Annotated in this window: 15 protein-coding genes and 1 pseudogene; 14 read left to right on the forward strand and 2 right to left on the reverse strand. The window is 69.9% G+C overall.

Annotation, left to right across the window (positions count from 1 at the left end; all coding sequences use genetic code 11):
- Positions 1-3 precede the first annotated feature (3 nt).
- Positions 4-564: a PadR family transcriptional regulator gene (locus ACFYP5_RS12520; protein WP_389034121.1), complete on the forward strand. Its 561-nt coding sequence runs from the start codon at positions 4-6 to the stop codon at positions 562-564.
- Positions 565-684: 120 nt separating this feature from the next.
- Here the strand turns inward: ACFYP5_RS12520 and ACFYP5_RS12525 are convergent, their stop codons facing one another.
- Together ACFYP5_RS12525 and ACFYP5_RS12530 are read right to left on the reverse strand one after the other, a co-directional pair.
- Positions 685-1647 carry a hypothetical protein gene (locus ACFYP5_RS12525; protein WP_389034124.1) on the reverse strand — a complete coding sequence of 321 codons (963 nt, stop codon included), beginning with the start codon at positions 1645-1647 and terminating at the stop codon, positions 685-687.
- The gene (locus ACFYP5_RS12530) at positions 1644-2513 is read right to left on the reverse strand and encodes a phosphatase PAP2 family protein (RefSeq protein ID WP_389034126.1); all 870 of its coding nucleotides are present in this window, start codon (positions 2511-2513) and stop codon (positions 1644-1646) included. Before ACFYP5_RS12530 ends, ACFYP5_RS12525 begins: the two co-directional genes overlap by 4 nt.
- A 166-nt stretch (positions 2514-2679) precedes the next feature.
- Between ACFYP5_RS12530 and ACFYP5_RS12535 the strand changes: the two genes are divergently transcribed.
- The 13 genes and pseudogenes from ACFYP5_RS12535 to ACFYP5_RS12595 all read left to right on the forward strand — a co-directional run bounded on the left by ACFYP5_RS12535 (position 2680) and on the right by ACFYP5_RS12595 (position 17299).
- Positions 2680-3309: a TetR/AcrR family transcriptional regulator gene (locus ACFYP5_RS12535; protein ID WP_376513574.1), complete on the forward strand. Its 630-nt coding sequence runs from the start codon at positions 2680-2682 to the stop codon at positions 3307-3309.
- 241 nt (positions 3310-3550) lie between these two features.
- Entirely contained in the window at positions 3551-4366 is an 816-nt protein-coding gene (locus ACFYP5_RS12540; RefSeq protein WP_389034129.1) for an SDR family oxidoreductase, read from the forward strand.
- Positions 4367-4422: 56 nt separating this feature from the next.
- Positions 4423-5436: an SPFH domain-containing protein gene (locus ACFYP5_RS12545; RefSeq protein WP_389034131.1), complete on the forward strand. Its 1014-nt coding sequence runs from the start codon at positions 4423-4425 to the stop codon at positions 5434-5436.
- Positions 5433-6332, forward strand: a pseudogene (locus ACFYP5_RS12550) (hypothetical protein). Before ACFYP5_RS12545 ends, ACFYP5_RS12550 begins: the two are co-directional and overlap by 4 nt.
- A 393-nt stretch (positions 6333-6725) precedes the next feature.
- Positions 6726-8651 (forward strand): ABC transporter ATP-binding protein, encoded by a 1926-nt coding sequence (locus ACFYP5_RS12555; protein ID WP_389034134.1) that lies wholly within the window; start codon positions 6726-6728, stop codon positions 8649-8651.
- An 89-nt stretch (positions 8652-8740) separates the two neighbouring features.
- Positions 8741-9247, forward strand: a complete 507-nt coding sequence (locus tag ACFYP5_RS12560; RefSeq protein WP_389034136.1) for an NUDIX hydrolase — start codon at positions 8741-8743, stop codon at positions 9245-9247.
- A 55-nt stretch (positions 9248-9302) separates the two neighbouring features.
- Entirely contained in the window at positions 9303-9800 is a 498-nt protein-coding gene (locus tag ACFYP5_RS12565) for an FBP domain-containing protein (RefSeq protein ID WP_389034139.1), read from the forward strand.
- Positions 9801-10083: 283 nt separating this feature from the next.
- Positions 10084-11178 carry a substrate-binding domain-containing protein gene (locus ACFYP5_RS12570; RefSeq protein ID WP_389034142.1) on the forward strand — a complete coding sequence of 365 codons (1095 nt, stop codon included), beginning with the start codon at positions 10084-10086 and terminating at the stop codon, positions 11176-11178.
- 117 nt (positions 11179-11295) lie between these two features.
- A complete protein-coding gene (locus tag ACFYP5_RS12575; protein ID WP_389034145.1) occupies positions 11296-12603 on the forward strand; it encodes an ABC transporter substrate-binding protein in 1308 nt (435 codons plus the stop codon).
- An 85-nt stretch (positions 12604-12688) separates the two neighbouring features.
- Positions 12689-13648, forward strand: a complete 960-nt coding sequence (locus tag ACFYP5_RS12580) for a carbohydrate ABC transporter permease (RefSeq protein WP_389034148.1) — start codon at positions 12689-12691, stop codon at positions 13646-13648.
- On the forward strand, positions 13645-14580 hold the full coding sequence (locus tag ACFYP5_RS12585; protein WP_389034151.1) for a carbohydrate ABC transporter permease: 936 nt from the start codon (positions 13645-13647) through the stop codon (positions 14578-14580). Before ACFYP5_RS12580 ends, ACFYP5_RS12585 begins: the two co-directional genes overlap by 4 nt.
- Before the next feature lie 2 nt (positions 14581-14582).
- Complete coding sequence (locus ACFYP5_RS12590) at positions 14583-15638, forward strand: hydroxyacid dehydrogenase (protein ID WP_389034153.1); 1056 nt, start codon at positions 14583-14585, stop codon at positions 15636-15638.
- 164 nt (positions 15639-15802) lie between these two features.
- Positions 15803-17299: an HAD-IA family hydrolase gene (locus ACFYP5_RS12595; protein WP_389034156.1), complete on the forward strand. Its 1497-nt coding sequence runs from the start codon at positions 15803-15805 to the stop codon at positions 17297-17299.
- Positions 17300-17444 lie beyond the last annotated feature (145 nt).

The following is a 17444-nucleotide window of genomic DNA, read 5'->3' on the forward strand; positions in this document are numbered from 1 at the left end:
CCCATGTCACTCCCGCACGCGATCCTCACCGCCCTGCTCGAGAAGCCGTCCTCGGGGCTGGAGCTGACCCGCAGGTTCGACCGGTCGATCGGCTACTTCTGGTCGTCCACGCACCAGCAGATCTATCGCGAACTCGGGAAGCTGGAGGAGGCCGGACAGATCCGTGCCCTGCCGTCGACCCAGCCGGCCCGTGGCCGGAAGAAGGAGTACGAGGTACTGCCCGCCGGCCGCGAGGCGCTGGCGGCCTGGGTGGCACTCCCGGAGGACCCGAAGCAGATCCGCGATCCGCTGCTGCTTCGGATGCGAGCGGCGGCGGTGGTCGGCGCACCGGGCCTCACCGGGGAGCTGCGCCGCCACTTGGCGTTGCACGAGAAGCAGCTGGCCGAGTATCTGGCGATCGAGAAGCGGGACTTCCCACCCGGTCGGGACTCCGAGGGGGACCGGCTGCGGCATCTGGTGCTGCGCGGCGGAATCGATCTGGAGAACTTCTGGATCGGCTGGCTGACCCGGGCTCTGGCGCAGGACACCGGTTCAGCCACCCCGGCGGGCCCGTCCGGCCCATGAGGGCCGCCCTGAGGACGTCCGATCTGCTCGGTCGCTGAGCACGGTCGGCGAAGGCTGCCGATGAGGGCGGGGTGGCGGGCCGGTCGCACCGGGCCGCCACCCCGCCTCGTCGCACCCGCGTCACGGCCCGCCGACCCGGGTACCTCCCGGTTCCGGGCTGAGGACCAGTCGGTCCTCCCTCGTCCGGGGGCTGCCGATCACGACCCGGGACTGCGCGCTCGGCGCCGGTTCCGTTCTTGCCCGGTCCACCGGCGACATCGTCTCGCCCTGGGCGCGGCTGAGCAGAATGACCCCGCGTACCGCCGCGGCCGAACCCAGCAGGGCCGGGATCAGCGCGATCGTCCCGCCCTGGAGTCGTTCGCCGAGCAGAGCCAGGCCGATGACCGCGGCGGCGATCGGGTTGGCGAGGGTGACCACGGCGAGCGGCGCGCCGAGACCGCCCTGGTACGCAGTCTGGGCAAGGAGCAGGCCGCCCATCGCGAAGGCCGAGACGAGCAGCGCCACGGTCACCAGGCGCCAGCTGAACAGTGGGCCCGAGTGGTCCGTCACCGCGACCGTCAGCGTCTGGGTGAGCGCCGAGGCCACGCCGGACGTGATGCCGGACGCCGCCGCATGCCGCAGTCCGGGGCGGGCCCCGGGGCGGCTGAGTCCGGCGACGACCGCCATGGTCGCCGCACCGACCGCCAGCGCCTCGCCCAGGCTCAACGTCTCGTGCGGGGCCGTGCCGCCCGCCGTCAGGAGCAGCGCGCCCAGGCCGAGCAGGGTGAGGATCGTGCCGTGCCATTCGGTGCCGGTGACCCGGCGTCCGGCGGCACGTGCGCCCAGCGGAACGGCGGCGACCAGGGTGAGTGCGCCGAGCGGCTGGACGAGGGTGAGCGGGCCGTACTTCAGCGCCGCGACATGCAGCAGCGCTCCACCGGCGTTCAGTGCCACCGCTGACCACCAGGCCGCGCGCCCGAGCATCCGGAACACTCCGGCGCCCGACTCGCTGCGCCCCGCGAGCCGGGCCTGGGCCACGGCGGCCGAGGCATACGCGACGGCGGAGACCAAGGACAGCGCGACGGCTGTCAGCGTGGCGTTCATGGTCGGCCTCCGGACGACGAGGCGTACACCTCGGAGACGGCCGGATCGGGTGTACGGGGCATCGGCAGCCCGGTCCGGGCGACGGAGAGCTCGGCCGTACCGGCGACGGTCGGCCACGGAGTGTGGACACGGACCGGCACGGTCCGCTCCAGCCGCAGCGCCGCGAACGCGACGGCGAGCAACACGCTGACCACGATCGAGTCGAGCCAGTAGTGATTGGCGGTGCCGACTATCACCAGCAGTGTGACCAGCGGGTGCAGCAACCACAGCCAACGCCACCGTGAACGTGTGGCGACGATCAGCCCGACAGCGACCATCAGCGCCCAGCCGAAGTGCAGCGAGGGCATCGCGGCGAACTGGTTCGCCATCGAGTCGGTGGCCGGGGTGTCTCCGTACACCGTCGGCCCGTATACCTGGCCCGTGTCGACGAGGCCGGCGGCGGCCAGCATCCGCGGCGGGGCGAGCGGGAACAGCAGGTGCAGGGCGAGCGCGGCCCCGGTGAGCGCCGCGAGGATCCGGCGCGACCATACGTAGTGGAGGGGCCGGCGCCAGTAGAGCCAGGCCAGGAAGAAGAGCGTGGCCGGGAAGTGCACGATCGCGTAGTAGGTGTTCGCAAGGTGGATCAGCGTCTCGCTGTGCAGCAGCATGCCCTGGACGGCACCCTCGCCCGGCAGGTGCACCGCCCGTTCCAGGTCCCAGACATGTCCGGCGTTGCGGTACGCCTCCTCGACGTGACCGCTCGCGGCCTGGCGGCCGATCTTGTAGATCGCGAAGAGTCCTACGACGAGAAGGAGCTCGCGGACGAGGGGCGGTCGGGCAGAAGTGTCCGGCTCCCGATCTGCGGGCTCACTACGGGCGGCGTACATCACCCGGTGCCCCTTTGCTGACGAAGCGGTATTACGGCGGCATGGTCCAGTCCATGACGCATCGATACGCCAGTGTACCGATACGCGAACGTTTCGGTACAGCGGCGTTTCGGTACACTGGCGTATCGATGGACCTCGTCGCACAGTCGCAGAGAGGGAACAGCACATGTCGTCGCACGATTCCGTGCAGGAACCGGCTCACACGCCGCGCCGCTCGAAGATCACGCCGGAGCGGGCGCAAGAGTTCTATACGGCCGTGCTCGAACTGCTCCGGGAGAGCGGCTACGAGTCCCTCACCATGGAAGGGGTCGCGTCCCGCACCCGGTGCGGGAAGTCCACTCTCTACCGGCAGTGGGGCTCCAAGCCGGAGCTGGTCGTCGCAGCACTGCACAGCACCCGGCAGATGCTGCTGTCGCACATCGACACGGGCACACTCGCCGGTGATCTGCGCGAGGCGGCGCGGGTCATCGGCGCGCGCTCCGGGCGTGACACGCCGCTGATGCATGCGCTGAGCCATGCCGCGCTGCAGAGTCCTGAGCTGCTCTGCGCACTGCGCGAAGCGCTGATCCTGCCGGAGTTGGCGGCGATCGACGCGATGGTCCGGCGTGGCATGGAGCGCGGCGAGATCACCGCGGACAACGCGGGCGCGGAGTTCGTCTCCGCGCAGCTGCTGGGCGTGATGCGCGCCAGGCCGCTACTGGAGGCGAAGATCGCGGATGAGGCATATCTCACCCGCTTCGTGGAGAGCGCGGTTTTCCCGTCGCTCGGACTGGATCCGGCCACGACCGGGTCCTGATGAACGTGGGCCGTCGTCCGAGCGGATGACGAGGGCCCGCCTGCGCCGCACCGTGGGGACGGGGGCGGCGCACCGTCCGGTCGGCCGGTGACTTCTTCGGGAGTCACCGGCCGCCCGCGTTTCGCATGTCCGGCTTCCTCACCAGCCGCCCGGTCCCGGCCAGTATCTATCAAACAAACGATTGGTAGATTGCTGTCGGTTCGACGAACGGCACGCACTTCGGCAACGGCAGGGGTGGAGCATGGACATCGGCAATCCCGTCGACTTCACGGGGCGCACGGTCGTCGTCACCGGCGGCACCAAGGGCATCGGCGCCGCGATCGCCGAGATGTTCCTCGCCGCGGGCGCCGAGGTCATGGTGTGCGGGCGCAACGAGCCGCCGTCAGCGCCCGGAGCGGGTGGACGGACGGCTCACTTCCGGTCGGTCGACGTCCGGGACCCGGCCGCGGCCGCCGGTCTCGTCGACGCCGCCGTGGAGCGGTTCGGACGACTGGACGTACTGGTCAACAATGCGGGCGGCTCCCCCGAGGCCGCTGCGGCGACCGTGTCGCCGCGGTTCGTCGAGAAGGTCGTCGCACTCAATCTGCTGGCCCCGTTCTATGTGGCGCAGGCGGCGAACCGGATCATGCAGGGCCAGCAGGACGGCGGCTCGATCGTCAACATCGGCAGCGTCTCCGCCCACACCCCGCAGCCGGGCACCGCCGCCTACACGGCGGCGAAGGCCGGGCTGCTGGCCCTGACCCGGGCGCTGGCCCTGGAGTGGGCGCCGAAGGTGCGCGTCAATCACATCACGACCGGACTGATCCGTACCGAGAGCGCGGTGTCGGTGTACGGCGAGGACGGTGGTGCGGCGGTGGCGGGCGTCATCCCGATGGGACGGATGGCCGTGCCGGACGATGTCGCGCGCGCCTGCCTCTTTCTGGCCGGCGACCTCGCTCCGTACGTCAACGGCACCGATCTGGCGGTACACGGGGGTGGCGAGGTACCGGCCAGGTTCCTCGCCGCGAAGGGCGGCCGACGCCTGGACACGCATCCCGAACCGTTCTCGTCCTCTTGACGATATCGACCCAGCCCTCTTATCGTCGTCATGACGAGAATCGAGGGGGATCCGACATGGCCGACATCACCAAGAGGTTCGGCTGGCGCCACCTGCGCTCCGCACCCACCGCCCACATCCGCCACCACAAGCGCGGCCGCCTGGCGCACGACGGGCCGGGGCTGAGCTTCTGGTACCGGTCACTGAGCGCCGCTCTCTCCGAAGTTCCGGTAAACGACCGGGAGTTGGCGATGGCCTTCCACGCCCGTACATCCGACTTCCAGGACGTCACCGTGCAGGCCACCGTGACGTACCGGATCAGCGACCCGGCCGAGGCCGCCGCCCGGCTCGACTTCTCCGTCGACCCGGACACCGGCGTCTGGCGCGGTGCGCCGCTGGAGCAGATCGCCACGCTCCTCACCGAGACGGCCCAGCAGCACACCCTGGACGTGCTGGCGCGCACCCCGCTGGCCGGGGCGCTGGTCGACGGAGTCGCGTCGGTACGGAACCGGGTCGCCGAGGGGCTTGCCGCCGAGCCCCGGCTGCCCGCCACCGGCATCGACGTGGTCGCCGTACGCGTCGTCGCGATCCGCCCCGAGGCCGAGGTGGAGCGCGCCCTGCGCACTCCCGCCCGCGAGCAGATCCAGCAGGAGGCCGACCGGGCCACGTACGAACGCCGGGCCGTGGCGGTCGAGCGCGAACGGACCATCGCCGAGAACGAGCTCGCCAGTAAGATCGAACTCGCCCGCCGTGAGGAGCAGTTGGTCGAGCAGCGAGGCACCAACACTCGCCGCGAGGCCGAGGAGAACGCGGCGGCCGACGGGGTGCGCGCCGCGGCCGAAGCGGCGCGCAAGGTGCGCCTGGCCCGAGCCGAGGCGGCAGCCGCCCGCGACGTCGGCGCGGCACGCGCCGAGTCACAGGCGGCCTGGTTGCGGGTGCACGCGGAGGTGGACACCGGGACATTGCACGCCCTTGCCGCCACCCGGCTCGCCGAGAACCTGCCGCGCATCGACAGCGTCACCCTCTCCCCCGATGTCCTCACCGGTCTGCTCACCCGGCTCGGCCGGCCCGACCCGGAGGTGCGCGCGTGAGCCTCGCCCCGCGAGCGGTGCTCGTACACCGGACGACCGAGTACGAGGAACTGCTCGCCCGACACGGCACGCACGGCCAGGCGGAGTTCTTCCTGTCCTCCCGCGGCCGTTCCGTCGAGGAGGTGGCGCGGCGGCACGGGCGGACCCGGCAGGCGCTCGCCGATGTGGCGGCAGCCGTGCCGCTGCAGTGGCGCCAGTCCCGGGTGGAGCGCGCGGACCTCGACCGTTTCCTCTTCGGGCCCGAGGACGTGGTGGTCGTCGTCGGGCAGGACGGACTGGTCGCCAACGTCGCCAAATACCTGTCCGGCCAGCCCGTTGTGGGCATCGACACCGACCCCGGCCGCAACCCCGGCGTACTGGTGCGCCACCGTCCCGGGGATGCGGCTGCCCTCTTCCGGGCGGCCGCGTCCCCCGGCGGCACGACGGACGATCTCACCATGGTCGAGGCCGTCGCCGACGACACCCAGACCCTCCTCGCACTCAATGAGATCTACCTGGGCCCGCCAGGTCACCAGACGGCCCGGTACCGGCTCGGTCCCGACGCCGACGGCTCCCCCGCCGAACCGCAGGCGTCGTCCGGCGTCCTGGTCGGCACGGGCACCGGCTCGACCGGCTGGTTGCGTTCGCTGTGGCAGGAGCGCGGGAGCACCCTGGCGCTGCCCGGCCCGACCGATCCCCGGCTGGTCTGGTTCGTACGCGAGGCCTGACCGTCACCCACGACCGGCACCTCGCTGGTGGCGGGCGAACTCAGGCGTGACCAGCGGCTGCGTCTCACGGTCGAGTCCGACCGGGTGGTGGTCTTCGGTGACGGGATGGAGGGCGACGCACTGGAACTGACATGGAGTCAGACCGTGCGGCTCGGCATTTCGGCGACATCGCTGCGACTGACCGTATGAGCGGCCGTCGCGGGTCGGCTGGACAAGGGATGCCGGAGCCCGGCCGCATCCCGGTCAATGCCTCGATCGAGCGACTTCCCACCGCACGGGTGAATCGAACGCCCGATTACGGCCGCTCGCCCAGCCGTACTCCGGAACGCGTATCCGGCTCGAACATCAGGCCGATGATTCGCTCTCGTACCTCCGTGACGACCTCTTGATCAGCCGCGTTCTCCGGTCGCTTGTCCCGATCGCAGCGACTTCAGGAGGAACGATGAATTCCGTACGCGCCCTTCAGCGTGTTCATCTCATGTTCGATGAGCTTCCGGTTCACCTCCTGCCTCCTCGACATCGGATTGACGCCGCATCAGTTGCTCTCCTGACCCAGGGCAGCCCGGTCTCGGGGTGGTGGGCATGAGCCTGGAGAAACCGCTGCCGACCGGGCCCGCAGCCGCCGTCCCCCACCAGGAGGGCAGGACGAAACCCGGTGCGCCACGGCCCGCCGCACCCCCGGAGCTGAGTTTCACCGGGCGGGCGCACGCCAACGCGATGCAGGACGCGACCCTGTGGGACATGGCGCGCCGTATCCCGGCCGCGCTCGGCCGTACGTTCCGGCTTGCCTGGTCGGTCGACCGGCACATGGTGGTGACCGTGCTGCTCTGCCAGTTGCTCTCCGGCGTCGGGACGGCCGTGATGCTCGCGTCGGTGGCGGACGCGATGGGGCCGCTGTTCGGCTCGACGGACGCCGCGGCCGGCCTTCACCGCGCGTGGCCCGCGCTGACGGTCGCGGGCGTCGCGCTGGGGGTCGGCTCAACGGCCTGGCTGGTGGCCGACTGGGCGACGCGCAGGCTCAATCCCCAGGTGGCGTCGGCCGCCGATCTGACCATGGTGGACACGCATATGCGGGTCGAGCTGTCCGCGTACGACCAGGAGGGGTTCAGCGACCGCAGCCAGGCCGCGGAGATCGGAGCGATGCGGGCGGTCGATCTCGCGGAGGACGCCAAGAGCATGACCAACGGGCTCGTCCAGCTCATGACCGCCGCTTCCGTACTGACGGTGCTGCACCCGCTGCTGCTCGTGGTCCTGCTGCTCTCCGTCGTCCCCCGTGGTCTCGGCGGGGTGATCGCCGCCAGGATCGACTACCGGGTGTTCGACGCGTCGGTCTCGGCACGCAACACGAGGGGCATGATGCGCTGGTTCCTGACGACACCGACGCTCGCCGACGAACTGCGCGCCAACACCATGCGCCCGTACCTGCATTTCTGGTATCGCACGATGTGCGACCGGGTCGAGGGGCGGGCGCTGGCAGCGGCGCCGTTGTATCTGCGGGTCAACGCCGTCGCCGCGGCACTGAGCGGGGTGTTCACCGTCGGGATGTGGGCCTCGCTGGCCGGGCTGGTCGTGTCCGGGCGGATGACTCTGGCGATCGCCGGTACGGCCGTCATGGCCTCGCAGACCGCGGGTCGGTCGCTCAACTCAGTGATCCGGTACGGCGCTGCCATGTTCCACCATGGTCTCTACCTCGACGACTACCACCGCTTTCTCGCCCGGGCCCGCGATCTGACCACGCATCGGGGCGCAGCCGTACCGCAGGCCCCGACCGAGATCCGGCTGACCGGGGCCGGATTCAGCTACCCGAAGAAGGACACGCCGGCGCTGCACCCGGTGTCTCTCACCCTGCGCCGGGGCGAGATCGTCGCACTGGTCGGCGAGAACGGGGCGGGCAAGTCCACTCTCGTACGCCTGCTGACCGGACTGACCCTTCCCACCAGCGGCACCGTGCACTGGGACGACACCGATCTGGCGATGGCGGACGCCGAAGCGGTATGGCGGCACGTGGGACTCGTACCGCAGCAGAGCGGTCACTGGCCGCTGGCCGCGCGCGAGAACATCGACCTGGGCCAACCCCGGGAGCACGGTGACGACCTGGTGTGGGAGGCGGCGGCGCGCGTCGGCATGGACGGGCCGATCCGGGGCCTTCCGGACGGGATGGACACACTGCTCGCCCGTTCCCTGTGGGGCGGACACGAGCTGTCCGGTGGCCAGTGGCAGCGTCTCGCCTGTGCACGGGCCATGTACCGCGGGCCGGGTCTCCTCATTCTGGACGAGCCCACCAGCGAGATGGACGCCCGGGGCGAGCACCAGATCTTCACCGCGCTGCGGGAGATGGCCCCGGGCCGGATCACCCTGGTCGTCACGCACCGCCTCGACAATGTGAGGATGGCCGACCGGATTCTCGTCCTCGACCGGGGCCGGATCCGGGAAGAAGGGACTTTCCACCAACTGGCTCACGGAGACGGCCTCTTCGCCGAGTTGTACGCCCTGTCGCAGGACCGCTGAACCGACGACCGCACCGACCGACGACCGTGCAGGGGGATCGTCGCGCCCGCTCGCACCGGACGCGACGATCCCGGCCGACGAGGAGCACCATGGATTCCCGACCCACCGAACACCCCGCACGCAACAGCCGTCCGCCCGTCGCCCAAGCGGCGCTCGGGGTGGGCGTCGTCGTGCAGGACGAGCGAGGACGCATCCTGCTCGGCAGACACCATGGCGGCACCTGGGAGCTGCCGGGCGGCAAGGTCGACCCGACGAACGAGTCGATCGCCGCGGCTGCCGTGCGTGAGCTGCGTGAGGAGACCGGCCTGGACGTCACCGAGGACCGGGTGACGGTCTTCGCGATGCTTCACGACGTGGTCGCCGGTATCAACCGCGTGACCATGGCGGCCGTCGTGACCGTGCAGGCGGAGAACCCTCAGGTCACCGAACCCCATCTGATCAGCGCGTGGCAGTGGACCGGCCTCGGCGACCTGCCGGAACCGCTCTTCGATCCGTCGGCCCAGATCCTCGCCGCCTGGCGCCCGGAGCTGCCTGTGAAGCATCCCCCCGCCCACTGCCTGAAGGTCACGGCCGTCCCCGCCGGAGCCGACTCGTAACCTAGGGCGATTAATCGTTTGCCTAGGACTCATAGGTATCACTAGCGTCCTCGGTATGAAGGCCGTGAGTGAGCAGGACATCCGCGCATCGTTCGTCAATTGCTCGAAGGGGGAAGCCAAGCGCCTGCCGATGCCGCGCGATCTTGCCGAGCAGCCCTGGGACGACCTGGATTTCCTGGGCTGGCGCGATCTCGCCGCACCGGGGCGCAGCTATGTCGTCACCGAGCACGACGGTGAGCTGATCGGCATCACCCTCCGGTTCCCCTCCCAGCAACGGGGCTTTCTCCACCGCAGCATGTGTTCGCTCTGCCTGACCACGCACCCGGGCAGCGGCGTCTCACTGATGACCGCCCGCAAGACGGGGCCGGCGGGGCGGGAGGGGAATTCGGTCGGCGTGTACATCTGCACCGACCTCGCCTGCTCGCTCTACGTCCGCGGCAGGAAGGTCCCGGCCTCCGGCGGGCGATTCAAGGAGACACTGACCCTGGAGGAGCAGGTGGCACGCACCCGGGCCAACCTCGCCGCGTTCCTTCGCACGCTGTACGTGGCCTGACCGCCTGGCCGCATTCGCAGATCAGGGGCCGTACCGGATCCGGTACGGCCCCTGATCTGCGACTCCACGAGTCGCGACGACCGGATTCCGGGCGCCGGCCGCAGCGAGGGCAAGGGCGTACGCGGGTCCCCGCGGAGGACGGATCCAGGAAGAGCCGGCGGATCACCCTGAGCCCCCGGCGATCGTATTGAACACAGACGCTCGATACGCTATTGGGCGTACAGTGACCTGCGAGGAGTCACTCTCCGCGTCCGTCCTTCCAGCCTTGCCACAGGGGGAGCCCATGCGACTGCATGTCGACCAGCGCCATGAGCGCGTGCTCGAGCTCGTCAGGGAGCGCGGCAGCCTCCGCGTCGCCGAGCTGGCGTCCGAACTCGGTGTCTCAGCAGTGACGTTGAGGCGCGATGTGGAGGCGCTGGCGGCCCAGGGGAGGGTCCAGCGGCTGCACGGGGCCGTGGTGTGGCCGGGTGGTCAGGCCTCGGAGGACCCGGTCCAGGCGCCGGCCGCCGAGGGCGCCGTGATCGGAATGATCGTGCCGACCACCAACTTCATCTTCGCCGACATCGTACGCGGGGCGCGCGAGACCGTGGAGGCCCAGGGCGGCCGACTGGTGCTCGGGATGTCCGGCTATGTCGACACGGAGGACCCCGTACAGGCGGAACACCTGCTGGCGGGAGGGGCCGAAGGGCTGTTGATCGCGCCCAGCTGGTTCGGCGGGGTACCCGCCGACGGCCAGGAGAAATGGCTGCTGGAATGCCCGGTCCCGGCCGTGCTCGTCGAGCGCACGGCGCCGGCTGGCAATCCGGCCGCAGGGCTCGACCGGGTGCGCACGGACCGGGCGCACGGCGCCGCGGTGGCGGTCGGTCACTTCGCGAAACTCGGACACCGGGCGGTGGCGGCGGTACTGCAGGAAGGACCGCACGCCGCACAGATCGCCGCGGGATATCTGGCCGCGACGGAGTCGCTCGGGCTGACGCCCGTGCCGGGATCGCCGGCGATCAGGGGACATGGCGAGTACGACGAGACAGTGCAGTACCTGGTGGACGCGGTCAGGGAACGGGGGGTCACGGCAGCGCTCGTGCACAGCGACGAGGACGCGATCGTGCTGGTGCCCAGGCTGCAGGAGCGCGGCATCAGCGTGCCCTCCGACCTGGCCCTCATCGCGTACGACGACGAGGTGGCGGGCCTGTCCGACGTGCCGCTCACGGCCGTCGCGCCACCGAAGCGGGCGGTGGGCGAGCTGGCGGCGAAACTGATGCTGCAGCGGCTGGCGGAGCGCGCCTCGGGCCGGACTCCGACGCCGCGCCAGCACCTCGAACTGCTGCCGGAGCTCCGGGTACGGGCGTCGTGCGGGGCCGGCGAAGTGAGCAGCAACTGATCGTGTCTCGATCGTTTTGATTGTTGTGTGCGTTTGCTCTTGACTGTGATCGACGTCGCGCAAATGATGTCCCTCGTTCGCCTCTCTTTCCGTACGAGGTCCCGTAGGAGCCGTGCAATGTCGCGCACTTCACGTTCGTTCCGTATAGCCGCCGTCTCGTCCGTCGCAGCTCTGGGGCTGCTCGCCACTGCCTGCGGCGGCGACGGCGGCTCGACCGACGCCAAGTCGAACGGCAAGCCGGTCACCATCAACTACTGGACCTGGACGCTGGGCGCCAAGGCGACTGCCGACGAGTTCAACAGGACCCACAAGGACATCCAGGTCAAGTTCACCGAGATCCCGAGCTCGACCGAGGGATACAGCAAGCTGGCCAACGCGGTGAAGGCGGGCAACGCCCCCGACGTCGCCACCATCGAGTACCAGATGGTCCCCGAGTTCGCGAGCCAGGGAAATCTGGTCGACCTCACCGACCTCGCCGGTGACACGGTCAAGGAGAAGTTCCCCGAACCCATCCAGAACCTGGTGAACTTCGGCGGCAAGACCTGGACGGTCCCGTTCGACGCCGCACCGCAGCTGTACTACTACCGCACGGACCTGTTCAAGAAGTACGGCATCGAAGTCCCCAAGACCTGGGACGAGTTCAGGACCGCCGCCGCGAAGGTCAAGAAGAAGGACAAGAGCGTCCGTCTGGCCTCGATGCCCAAGTCGGACCCGGCGCTGTTCGCCGCGCTCTCCTGGCAGGCCGGTGGAAAGTGGTTCTCCACCGAGGGTGACGCCTGGAAGCCCGCCGTCGACGACGCCGGCTCCAGGAAGGCCGCAGGCTACTGGGACGGTCTGATCAAGGACGACCTCGTGCAGACCTTCACCGGCTGGAGCCCCGAGGAGACCAAGGCGCGGGTCGAGGGCAAGACGCTCAGCTTCCTCGGCGCCTCCTGGTCCGCGGGTGGCATGAAGACCTCGCTCCCCGACCTCGCGGGCAAGTGGGCCGCGGGGCCCATGCCGAACTGGGGCACCCCCGCCATCGGCAACTACGGCGGCACCTCCTACGGAGTACTCAAGGGCAGCAAGCACACCGAGGCCGCCGCCGAGTTCATCAAGTGGGTCACCACCAACGGCGACGCCGTCAAGGCCCGTCTGAGCGACAAGAAGTCCCCCAGCAGCGCGCTGCCGGCCAACCCGGAGATGCGTGAGGTCGCCGCGTCCCAGTTCGACACCGCGTACTTCAAGGACCAGGACATCTACAAGCTCGCCTCCGAGCAGGTCGACACCATCGTCCCCGGCTGGACCTGGGGTCCGAACCAGATGGACGTCTACACGGCGGTGCAGGACGCGTCCGCCAAGGGCGGCTTCGCAGCCGGCGTCGAGGCCGGCCAGCAGAAGGCCAAGTCGGGCATCGAGGACCGCGGGCTCAAGCTCGCCAAGTGACCCGTCGGGGTCCGGCCGCGCCTGACCGCGGCCGGACCCCGTCGACCACCCTCCCCCGCAGCGTCCATCCGCCAAGGAGCCCACCGTGGCAGCACCACTCGCCAAGGCCGTGCGACCGTCACGAGCCGGCACACCCCGCGCGAGCACGTCCCGGCTGAAGCGCAAACAGCGCGGTGCCGCGGCCCTGTTCATCGTTCCGTTCTTCGTGCTGTTCGCCGCCGTGATGGCGGCTCCGATCATCTATGCCGTGTGGATGAGCCTGTTCCAGGAGCGCGCCTCCTCCGGGCTGGGATTCGGCGGCACCGAGCGGGTGTTCGCCGGCTTCGCCAACTTCACCAACGCCCTGTCCGACCAGGGCTTCCGGGAGTCCTTCCTGCACATCGCGGTCTACTGCGCGCTGTACATCCCGGTCATGATCGGCGCCGCGCTCGGACTCGCGCTGCTCGTGGACTCCGCGGTCGCCAGGGCCAGGAAGTTCTTCCAGCTGGCACTCTTCCTGCCGCACGCCGTGCCGGGTCTGATCGCCTCGATCCTGTGGATCTACCTCTACACGCCCGGTCTCAGCCCGGTGCTCGACTGGATCGGCGCCCTCGGCGGTTCGTGGAACTTCTTCAGCGACGACAATGTGCTCTCCTCCATGGTGAACCTCACCGCATGGCAGTGGATCGGCTACAACATGGTGATCTTCTACGCGGCGCTGCAGGCCGTACCGCGTGAGCTCGTCGAGGCCGCCGTCGTCGACGGCGCCGGAGCCATCCGTACCGCCTTGCAGATCAAGGTGCCGATGATCGCCTCCGCGGTCGTCATGACCGTGCTCTTCACCTGCGTCGGCGCCATCCAGCTCTTCACCGAGCCCAAGCTCTTCAACCAGCGGGGCACCTCATCGGTGGACACCGAGTGGTCGCCGACCCTGTTCATCTGGAAGGCCGGCTTCGTCCAGCACGACTACGGACTCGCCGCCGCCGCTTCCCTGATGCTCGCCACCCTCGGCGTGCTGCTCTCGTACGTCGTCACCAAGCTCGGAAACCGGTGGAAGTCCGCATGAGCACTCACACGGTCACCAAGGAATCCGTCCCCGCCCAGGCGCCGGCCGCTCCCTCCGAGCGCAGACCCGCCGCAGCCGGCCGGCGGCGCGGCCCGACGCATGTGCTGCTCTCCAAGGGCGTGGTCAACGGGGTACTGCTCCTCGCCGCGTTCTACATGCTGATGCCGGTCAGCTGGCTGCTCTTCGCGGCCACCAAGAACCACCGTGACCTGTTCGCCACCGGTGGCTTCTCCTTCGGGGACTTCAACCTGTTCGTGAACATCCATGACGTCCTGACCTTCAACGACGGCATCTACCTGCGCTGGTTCGGCAACAGCCTGCTGTACTCGGTGGTCGGCTCGGCCGCCTCCGCGCTGCTGTGCACCGCCACGGGCTACGCCTTCGACAAGTACGACTTCCGTGGCAAGGAGAAGCTGTTCGGTCTGGTGCTCGGCGGTGTCCTGGTGCCCGCCACGGTGATCCAGCTGCCGATGTATCTGCTGGCCTCCAAGGTCGGCGTCGTCAACACCTACTGGGCGATCCTGCTGCCCGCCCTGGTCAACCCGTTCGGTGTGTATCTCGCCCGGGTCTTCTCCGAGGGGTACGTACCCGACGAGGTCCTCGAGGCGGCGCGGGTGGACGGAGCCGGCGAGCTCCGTATGTTCAGCAGGATCTCGCTGCCGATGCTCGCCCCCGGCTTCATGACCATCTTCCTGTTCTCCTTCACCGGAAGCTGGAACAACTTCTTCGGCGCCCTGGTCATGCTCAACGACGACTCCCTCTACCCGGTCAACCTGGGCCTTTTCATGTGGAACACGAACACGTCCCAGCAGCCCGAGTTCTACTCGCTGGTGATCACCGGCTCGCTCATCGCCGCCATCCCGCTGATCATCGCGTTCATCGGCCTGCAGCGCTTCTGGCGCTCCGGTCTGACCGCGGGTGCGGTGAAGTGATCATGCTCGTACCGGAAGGCACCGTCCTGAACAGCTCGGACCGCACCCCGGCCGGCCCGCGACCTGTCACCGTGCTCGCCATGGGCGGCGAGATCCACCGCACCCTGCTGGCCGGCGGCGCCCTCGAGCGGCTCGGGCACATCACGGCGGTGGACACGTCGCTCCTGGTCACGGACTACGCCGCCGCCGATCCCGCCGCGCTCGCCGACACCGAAGTCCTCTTCACGCACTGGGGCTCCCCGCAGCTCACCGACGAGGCGCTGCGGCTCATGCCGCGCCTGCGGGCGGTCGTCCATGCGGCAGGTTCCGTCAAGCACCACGTCACCGAGGCGGTGTGGGAGCGGGGCATCGCCGTCTCGTCCGCGGCCGCCGCCAACGCACTTCCCGTCGCCGAATTCACCCTGGCGGCCATCCTGTTCGCCAACAAGCGGGTCCTCGGCGCGGCGCGGCGCTACCGCGAGACACGGGGCGCCTTCGACCTCCTCCCGCACTTCGCCGGGCAGGGCAACTATCTGCGCACGATAGGAATCGTGGGCGCCTCACGGATCGGCCGCCGGGTGATCGAACTGCTGCGGCCGTTCGACCTGGAGGTCCTGCTGCACGATCCGTATGTGGACAAGGAGGACGCCACCGCCCTCGGCGTGGAGCGCGTCGGTCTCGACGAGCTCGTACGGCGCAGTCATGTGGTATCCATTCACGCTCCCGAACTCCCGGAGACCCGGCACATGTTCGACGCGCGACTGCTCGCTCTGATGGCGGACGGGGCCACACTCATCAACACCGCGCGCGGCTCGCTCGTCGACACCCTGGCTCTCACCGCGGAACTCGTGTCCGGGCGGATCCACGGCGTCATCGATGTGACGGACCCCGACCATCTGCCTGCCGATTCCCCGCTGTACAACCTGCCCAACATACTGCTGACCCCGCACATCGCCGGCTCCCTCGGCAATGAGCTCGGCCGCATGGCGCACTGGGCGATCGATGAAGTGGAGCGGTACGCACAGGGTGCGCCCTTCGCGTACGGAGTCGGTCCCGACGAGCTGAACCGCTCGGCCTGAGGAGCGTCCCGCATGACCTGCCGCCGTGCGGATCTCCCTGCGCGGCAGCTGACCGCCGCGGTGACCAGCCGTCTGCAACGACGGCGACTTGAGCGGCCCGTCGACAACGGGCGCGGCCGGACCCTGAGCCGGCCACTCCGATCGAACGTGGGAAGGACTTCGTCATGCCTGGTCGTGCCCGCCGCGTCCTCGTCGTCGGCATTGACGGCGTGCGGCTCGACACCCTGCGCCGGCTGCCGACCCCGCACCTGGACGCCCTCGCACGGCAGGGCTTCCTCGCACCGGTCGGGATCGACGACGACACCCCGACGATGTCGGGGCCGTGCTGGGCCACGGTCGTGACCGGTGTGACCGTCGCCAAGCACGGCGTGTGGAGCAACGACTTCACCGGCCACCGCCTCACCGTCTTCCCCGACTTCGCGACCCGGCTGACGGAACAGGACGGACGGCGCACCTTCGTCGCGGCCGGCTGGGAGCCCCTGATGCTCGCCCGCGGCGGGGGCCCGCTCTTCCGGGCCCCCGCGAGGACCGCATACGTCTCGCCCACCGCACACACCCCCGAAGGCTGGGACGGGTGCGACGAGCAGATCACCGAGGAGGCCGTACGGGTGCTGGCCGGAGACGACCCGGAGGCCTCGTTCGTCTACTTCGGCGCGCCCGACGAGACGGCGCACTTCCTCGGCTGCGGCAGCGCGTACGAGAGTGCTGTGCTGGCGGCCGACGAGCGCCTCGGACGACTCCTCGACGCGGTGCGGTCCCGGCGCTCGTACGAGAACGAGGACTGGACGTTTCTCGTGGTCACCGACCACGGCCATGCGGACGCGGGCGGGCACGGCGGCCGCACCGAGGAGGAGCGTACCGCCTGGCTGATCGCCGCGGGCCCCGGCATCGCGGCAGGTGCTGCCCCCCGCAACGTCCGCCATGTCGATGTCGCCGCCCAGGTGTTCGCCTCGCTCGGTCGGCACGCGGACCGGCACTGGACGCTGGACGGACGACCCTTCGCCGCCGCACCGCACGCCGTCCTCGTCGACATGGACGGCACACTCGTGGACACCGAGACCCTGTGGCTGCGAACCGCGCGGGAGACCGCCGCAGGTCTCGGCCACGAGCTGGGAGAGACCGACCTGCCCTTCGTCCTGGGCCGCGCGGTCGCCGACACGGCCGCTCATCTCCAGCGGGTCTCCGGTACCGGCCGAAGTGCGCAGTCCGTGGCCGGGGAACTCGACGCAGCCTTCCTGACCGCCGTCGAGTCCGAAGCCACCGTGTTGCCCGGCGCATCGGATTTCCTTGATCTGCTCAGGGACCTGGACATTCCCGTGGCGCTGGTCTCGGCGTCCCCGCGCCCCGTGGTGGACGCGGTGCTCAAGCTCCTCGGCGCGGAGCGGTTCCGTGAGACGGTCGCCGAAGGCGAGACGCCGCGTACCAAGCCCGCGTCCGATCCCTATCTCGCGGCGGCGCGGGCGCTCGGCGTGGATCCCGCGGCGTGCCTCGCCGTGGAGGACAGCCCGACGGGAGTCGCCTCGGCCGAGGCCGCGGGTTGCAGGGTGCTCGCGGTGGCCTCCTTCACGGAGATCCCAGCTGCGTGGCGAAGGACCGTTCTGCGCGATCTGCGGGCAGTGGAGCCGCAGACCCTGTGGACCGCCGGACTTCGGGCCGGGTAGTTGCGCGCAGCCATCGGCATCGGGCGGCGTGGCGTGCACGACACGCGCCACGCCGCCCGAGGCGGTGCCGGCCAGGAGGTGGCGGAGACCGCGGCTGCGATCACGGGCAAGGACTTGCGTCTGGTTCAGCCTCCGGTGGTCATGG

It is taken from the genome of Streptomyces sp. NPDC005262, from assembly GCF_042872425.1.
Taxonomy (GTDB): domain Bacteria; phylum Actinomycetota; class Actinomycetes; order Streptomycetales; family Streptomycetaceae; genus Streptomyces.

Excerpts from the sequence above, each read along its gene's own strand:
- ACFYP5_RS12575 (WP_389034145.1), top strand. The coding sequence starts at position 11,296 with ATGTCGCGCACTTCACGTTCGTTCCGTATAGCCGCCGTCTCGTCCGTC.
- ACFYP5_RS12595 (WP_389034156.1), top strand. The coding sequence starts at position 15,803 with ATGCCTGGTCGTGCCCGCCGCGTCCTCGTCGTCGGCATTGACGGCGTG.
- ACFYP5_RS12520 (WP_389034121.1), top strand. The coding sequence starts at position 4 with ATGTCACTCCCGCACGCGATCCTCACCGCCCTGCTCGAGAAGCCGTCC.
- ACFYP5_RS12585 (WP_389034151.1), top strand. The coding sequence starts at position 13,645 with ATGAGCACTCACACGGTCACCAAGGAATCCGTCCCCGCCCAGGCGCCG.
- ACFYP5_RS12540 (WP_389034129.1), top strand. The coding sequence starts at position 3,551 with ATGGACATCGGCAATCCCGTCGACTTCACGGGGCGCACGGTCGTCGTC.
- ACFYP5_RS12565 (WP_389034139.1), top strand. The coding sequence starts at position 9,303 with ATGAAGGCCGTGAGTGAGCAGGACATCCGCGCATCGTTCGTCAATTGC.
- ACFYP5_RS12570 (WP_389034142.1), top strand. The coding sequence starts at position 10,084 with ATGCGACTGCATGTCGACCAGCGCCATGAGCGCGTGCTCGAGCTCGTC.
- ACFYP5_RS12545 (WP_389034131.1), top strand. The coding sequence starts at position 4,423 with ATGGCCGACATCACCAAGAGGTTCGGCTGGCGCCACCTGCGCTCCGCA.
- ACFYP5_RS12535 (WP_376513574.1), top strand. The coding sequence starts at position 2,680 with ATGTCGTCGCACGATTCCGTGCAGGAACCGGCTCACACGCCGCGCCGC.
- ACFYP5_RS12555 (WP_389034134.1), top strand. The coding sequence starts at position 6,726 with ATGAGCCTGGAGAAACCGCTGCCGACCGGGCCCGCAGCCGCCGTCCCC.
- ACFYP5_RS12560 (WP_389034136.1), top strand. The coding sequence starts at position 8,741 with ATGGATTCCCGACCCACCGAACACCCCGCACGCAACAGCCGTCCGCCC.
- ACFYP5_RS12590 (WP_389034153.1), top strand. The coding sequence starts at position 14,583 with ATGCTCGTACCGGAAGGCACCGTCCTGAACAGCTCGGACCGCACCCCG.
- ACFYP5_RS12530 (WP_389034126.1), bottom strand. The coding sequence starts at position 2,513 with ATGTACGCCGCCCGTAGTGAGCCCGCAGATCGGGAGCCGGACACTTCT.
- ACFYP5_RS12525 (WP_389034124.1), bottom strand. The coding sequence starts at position 1,647 with ATGAACGCCACGCTGACAGCCGTCGCGCTGTCCTTGGTCTCCGCCGTC.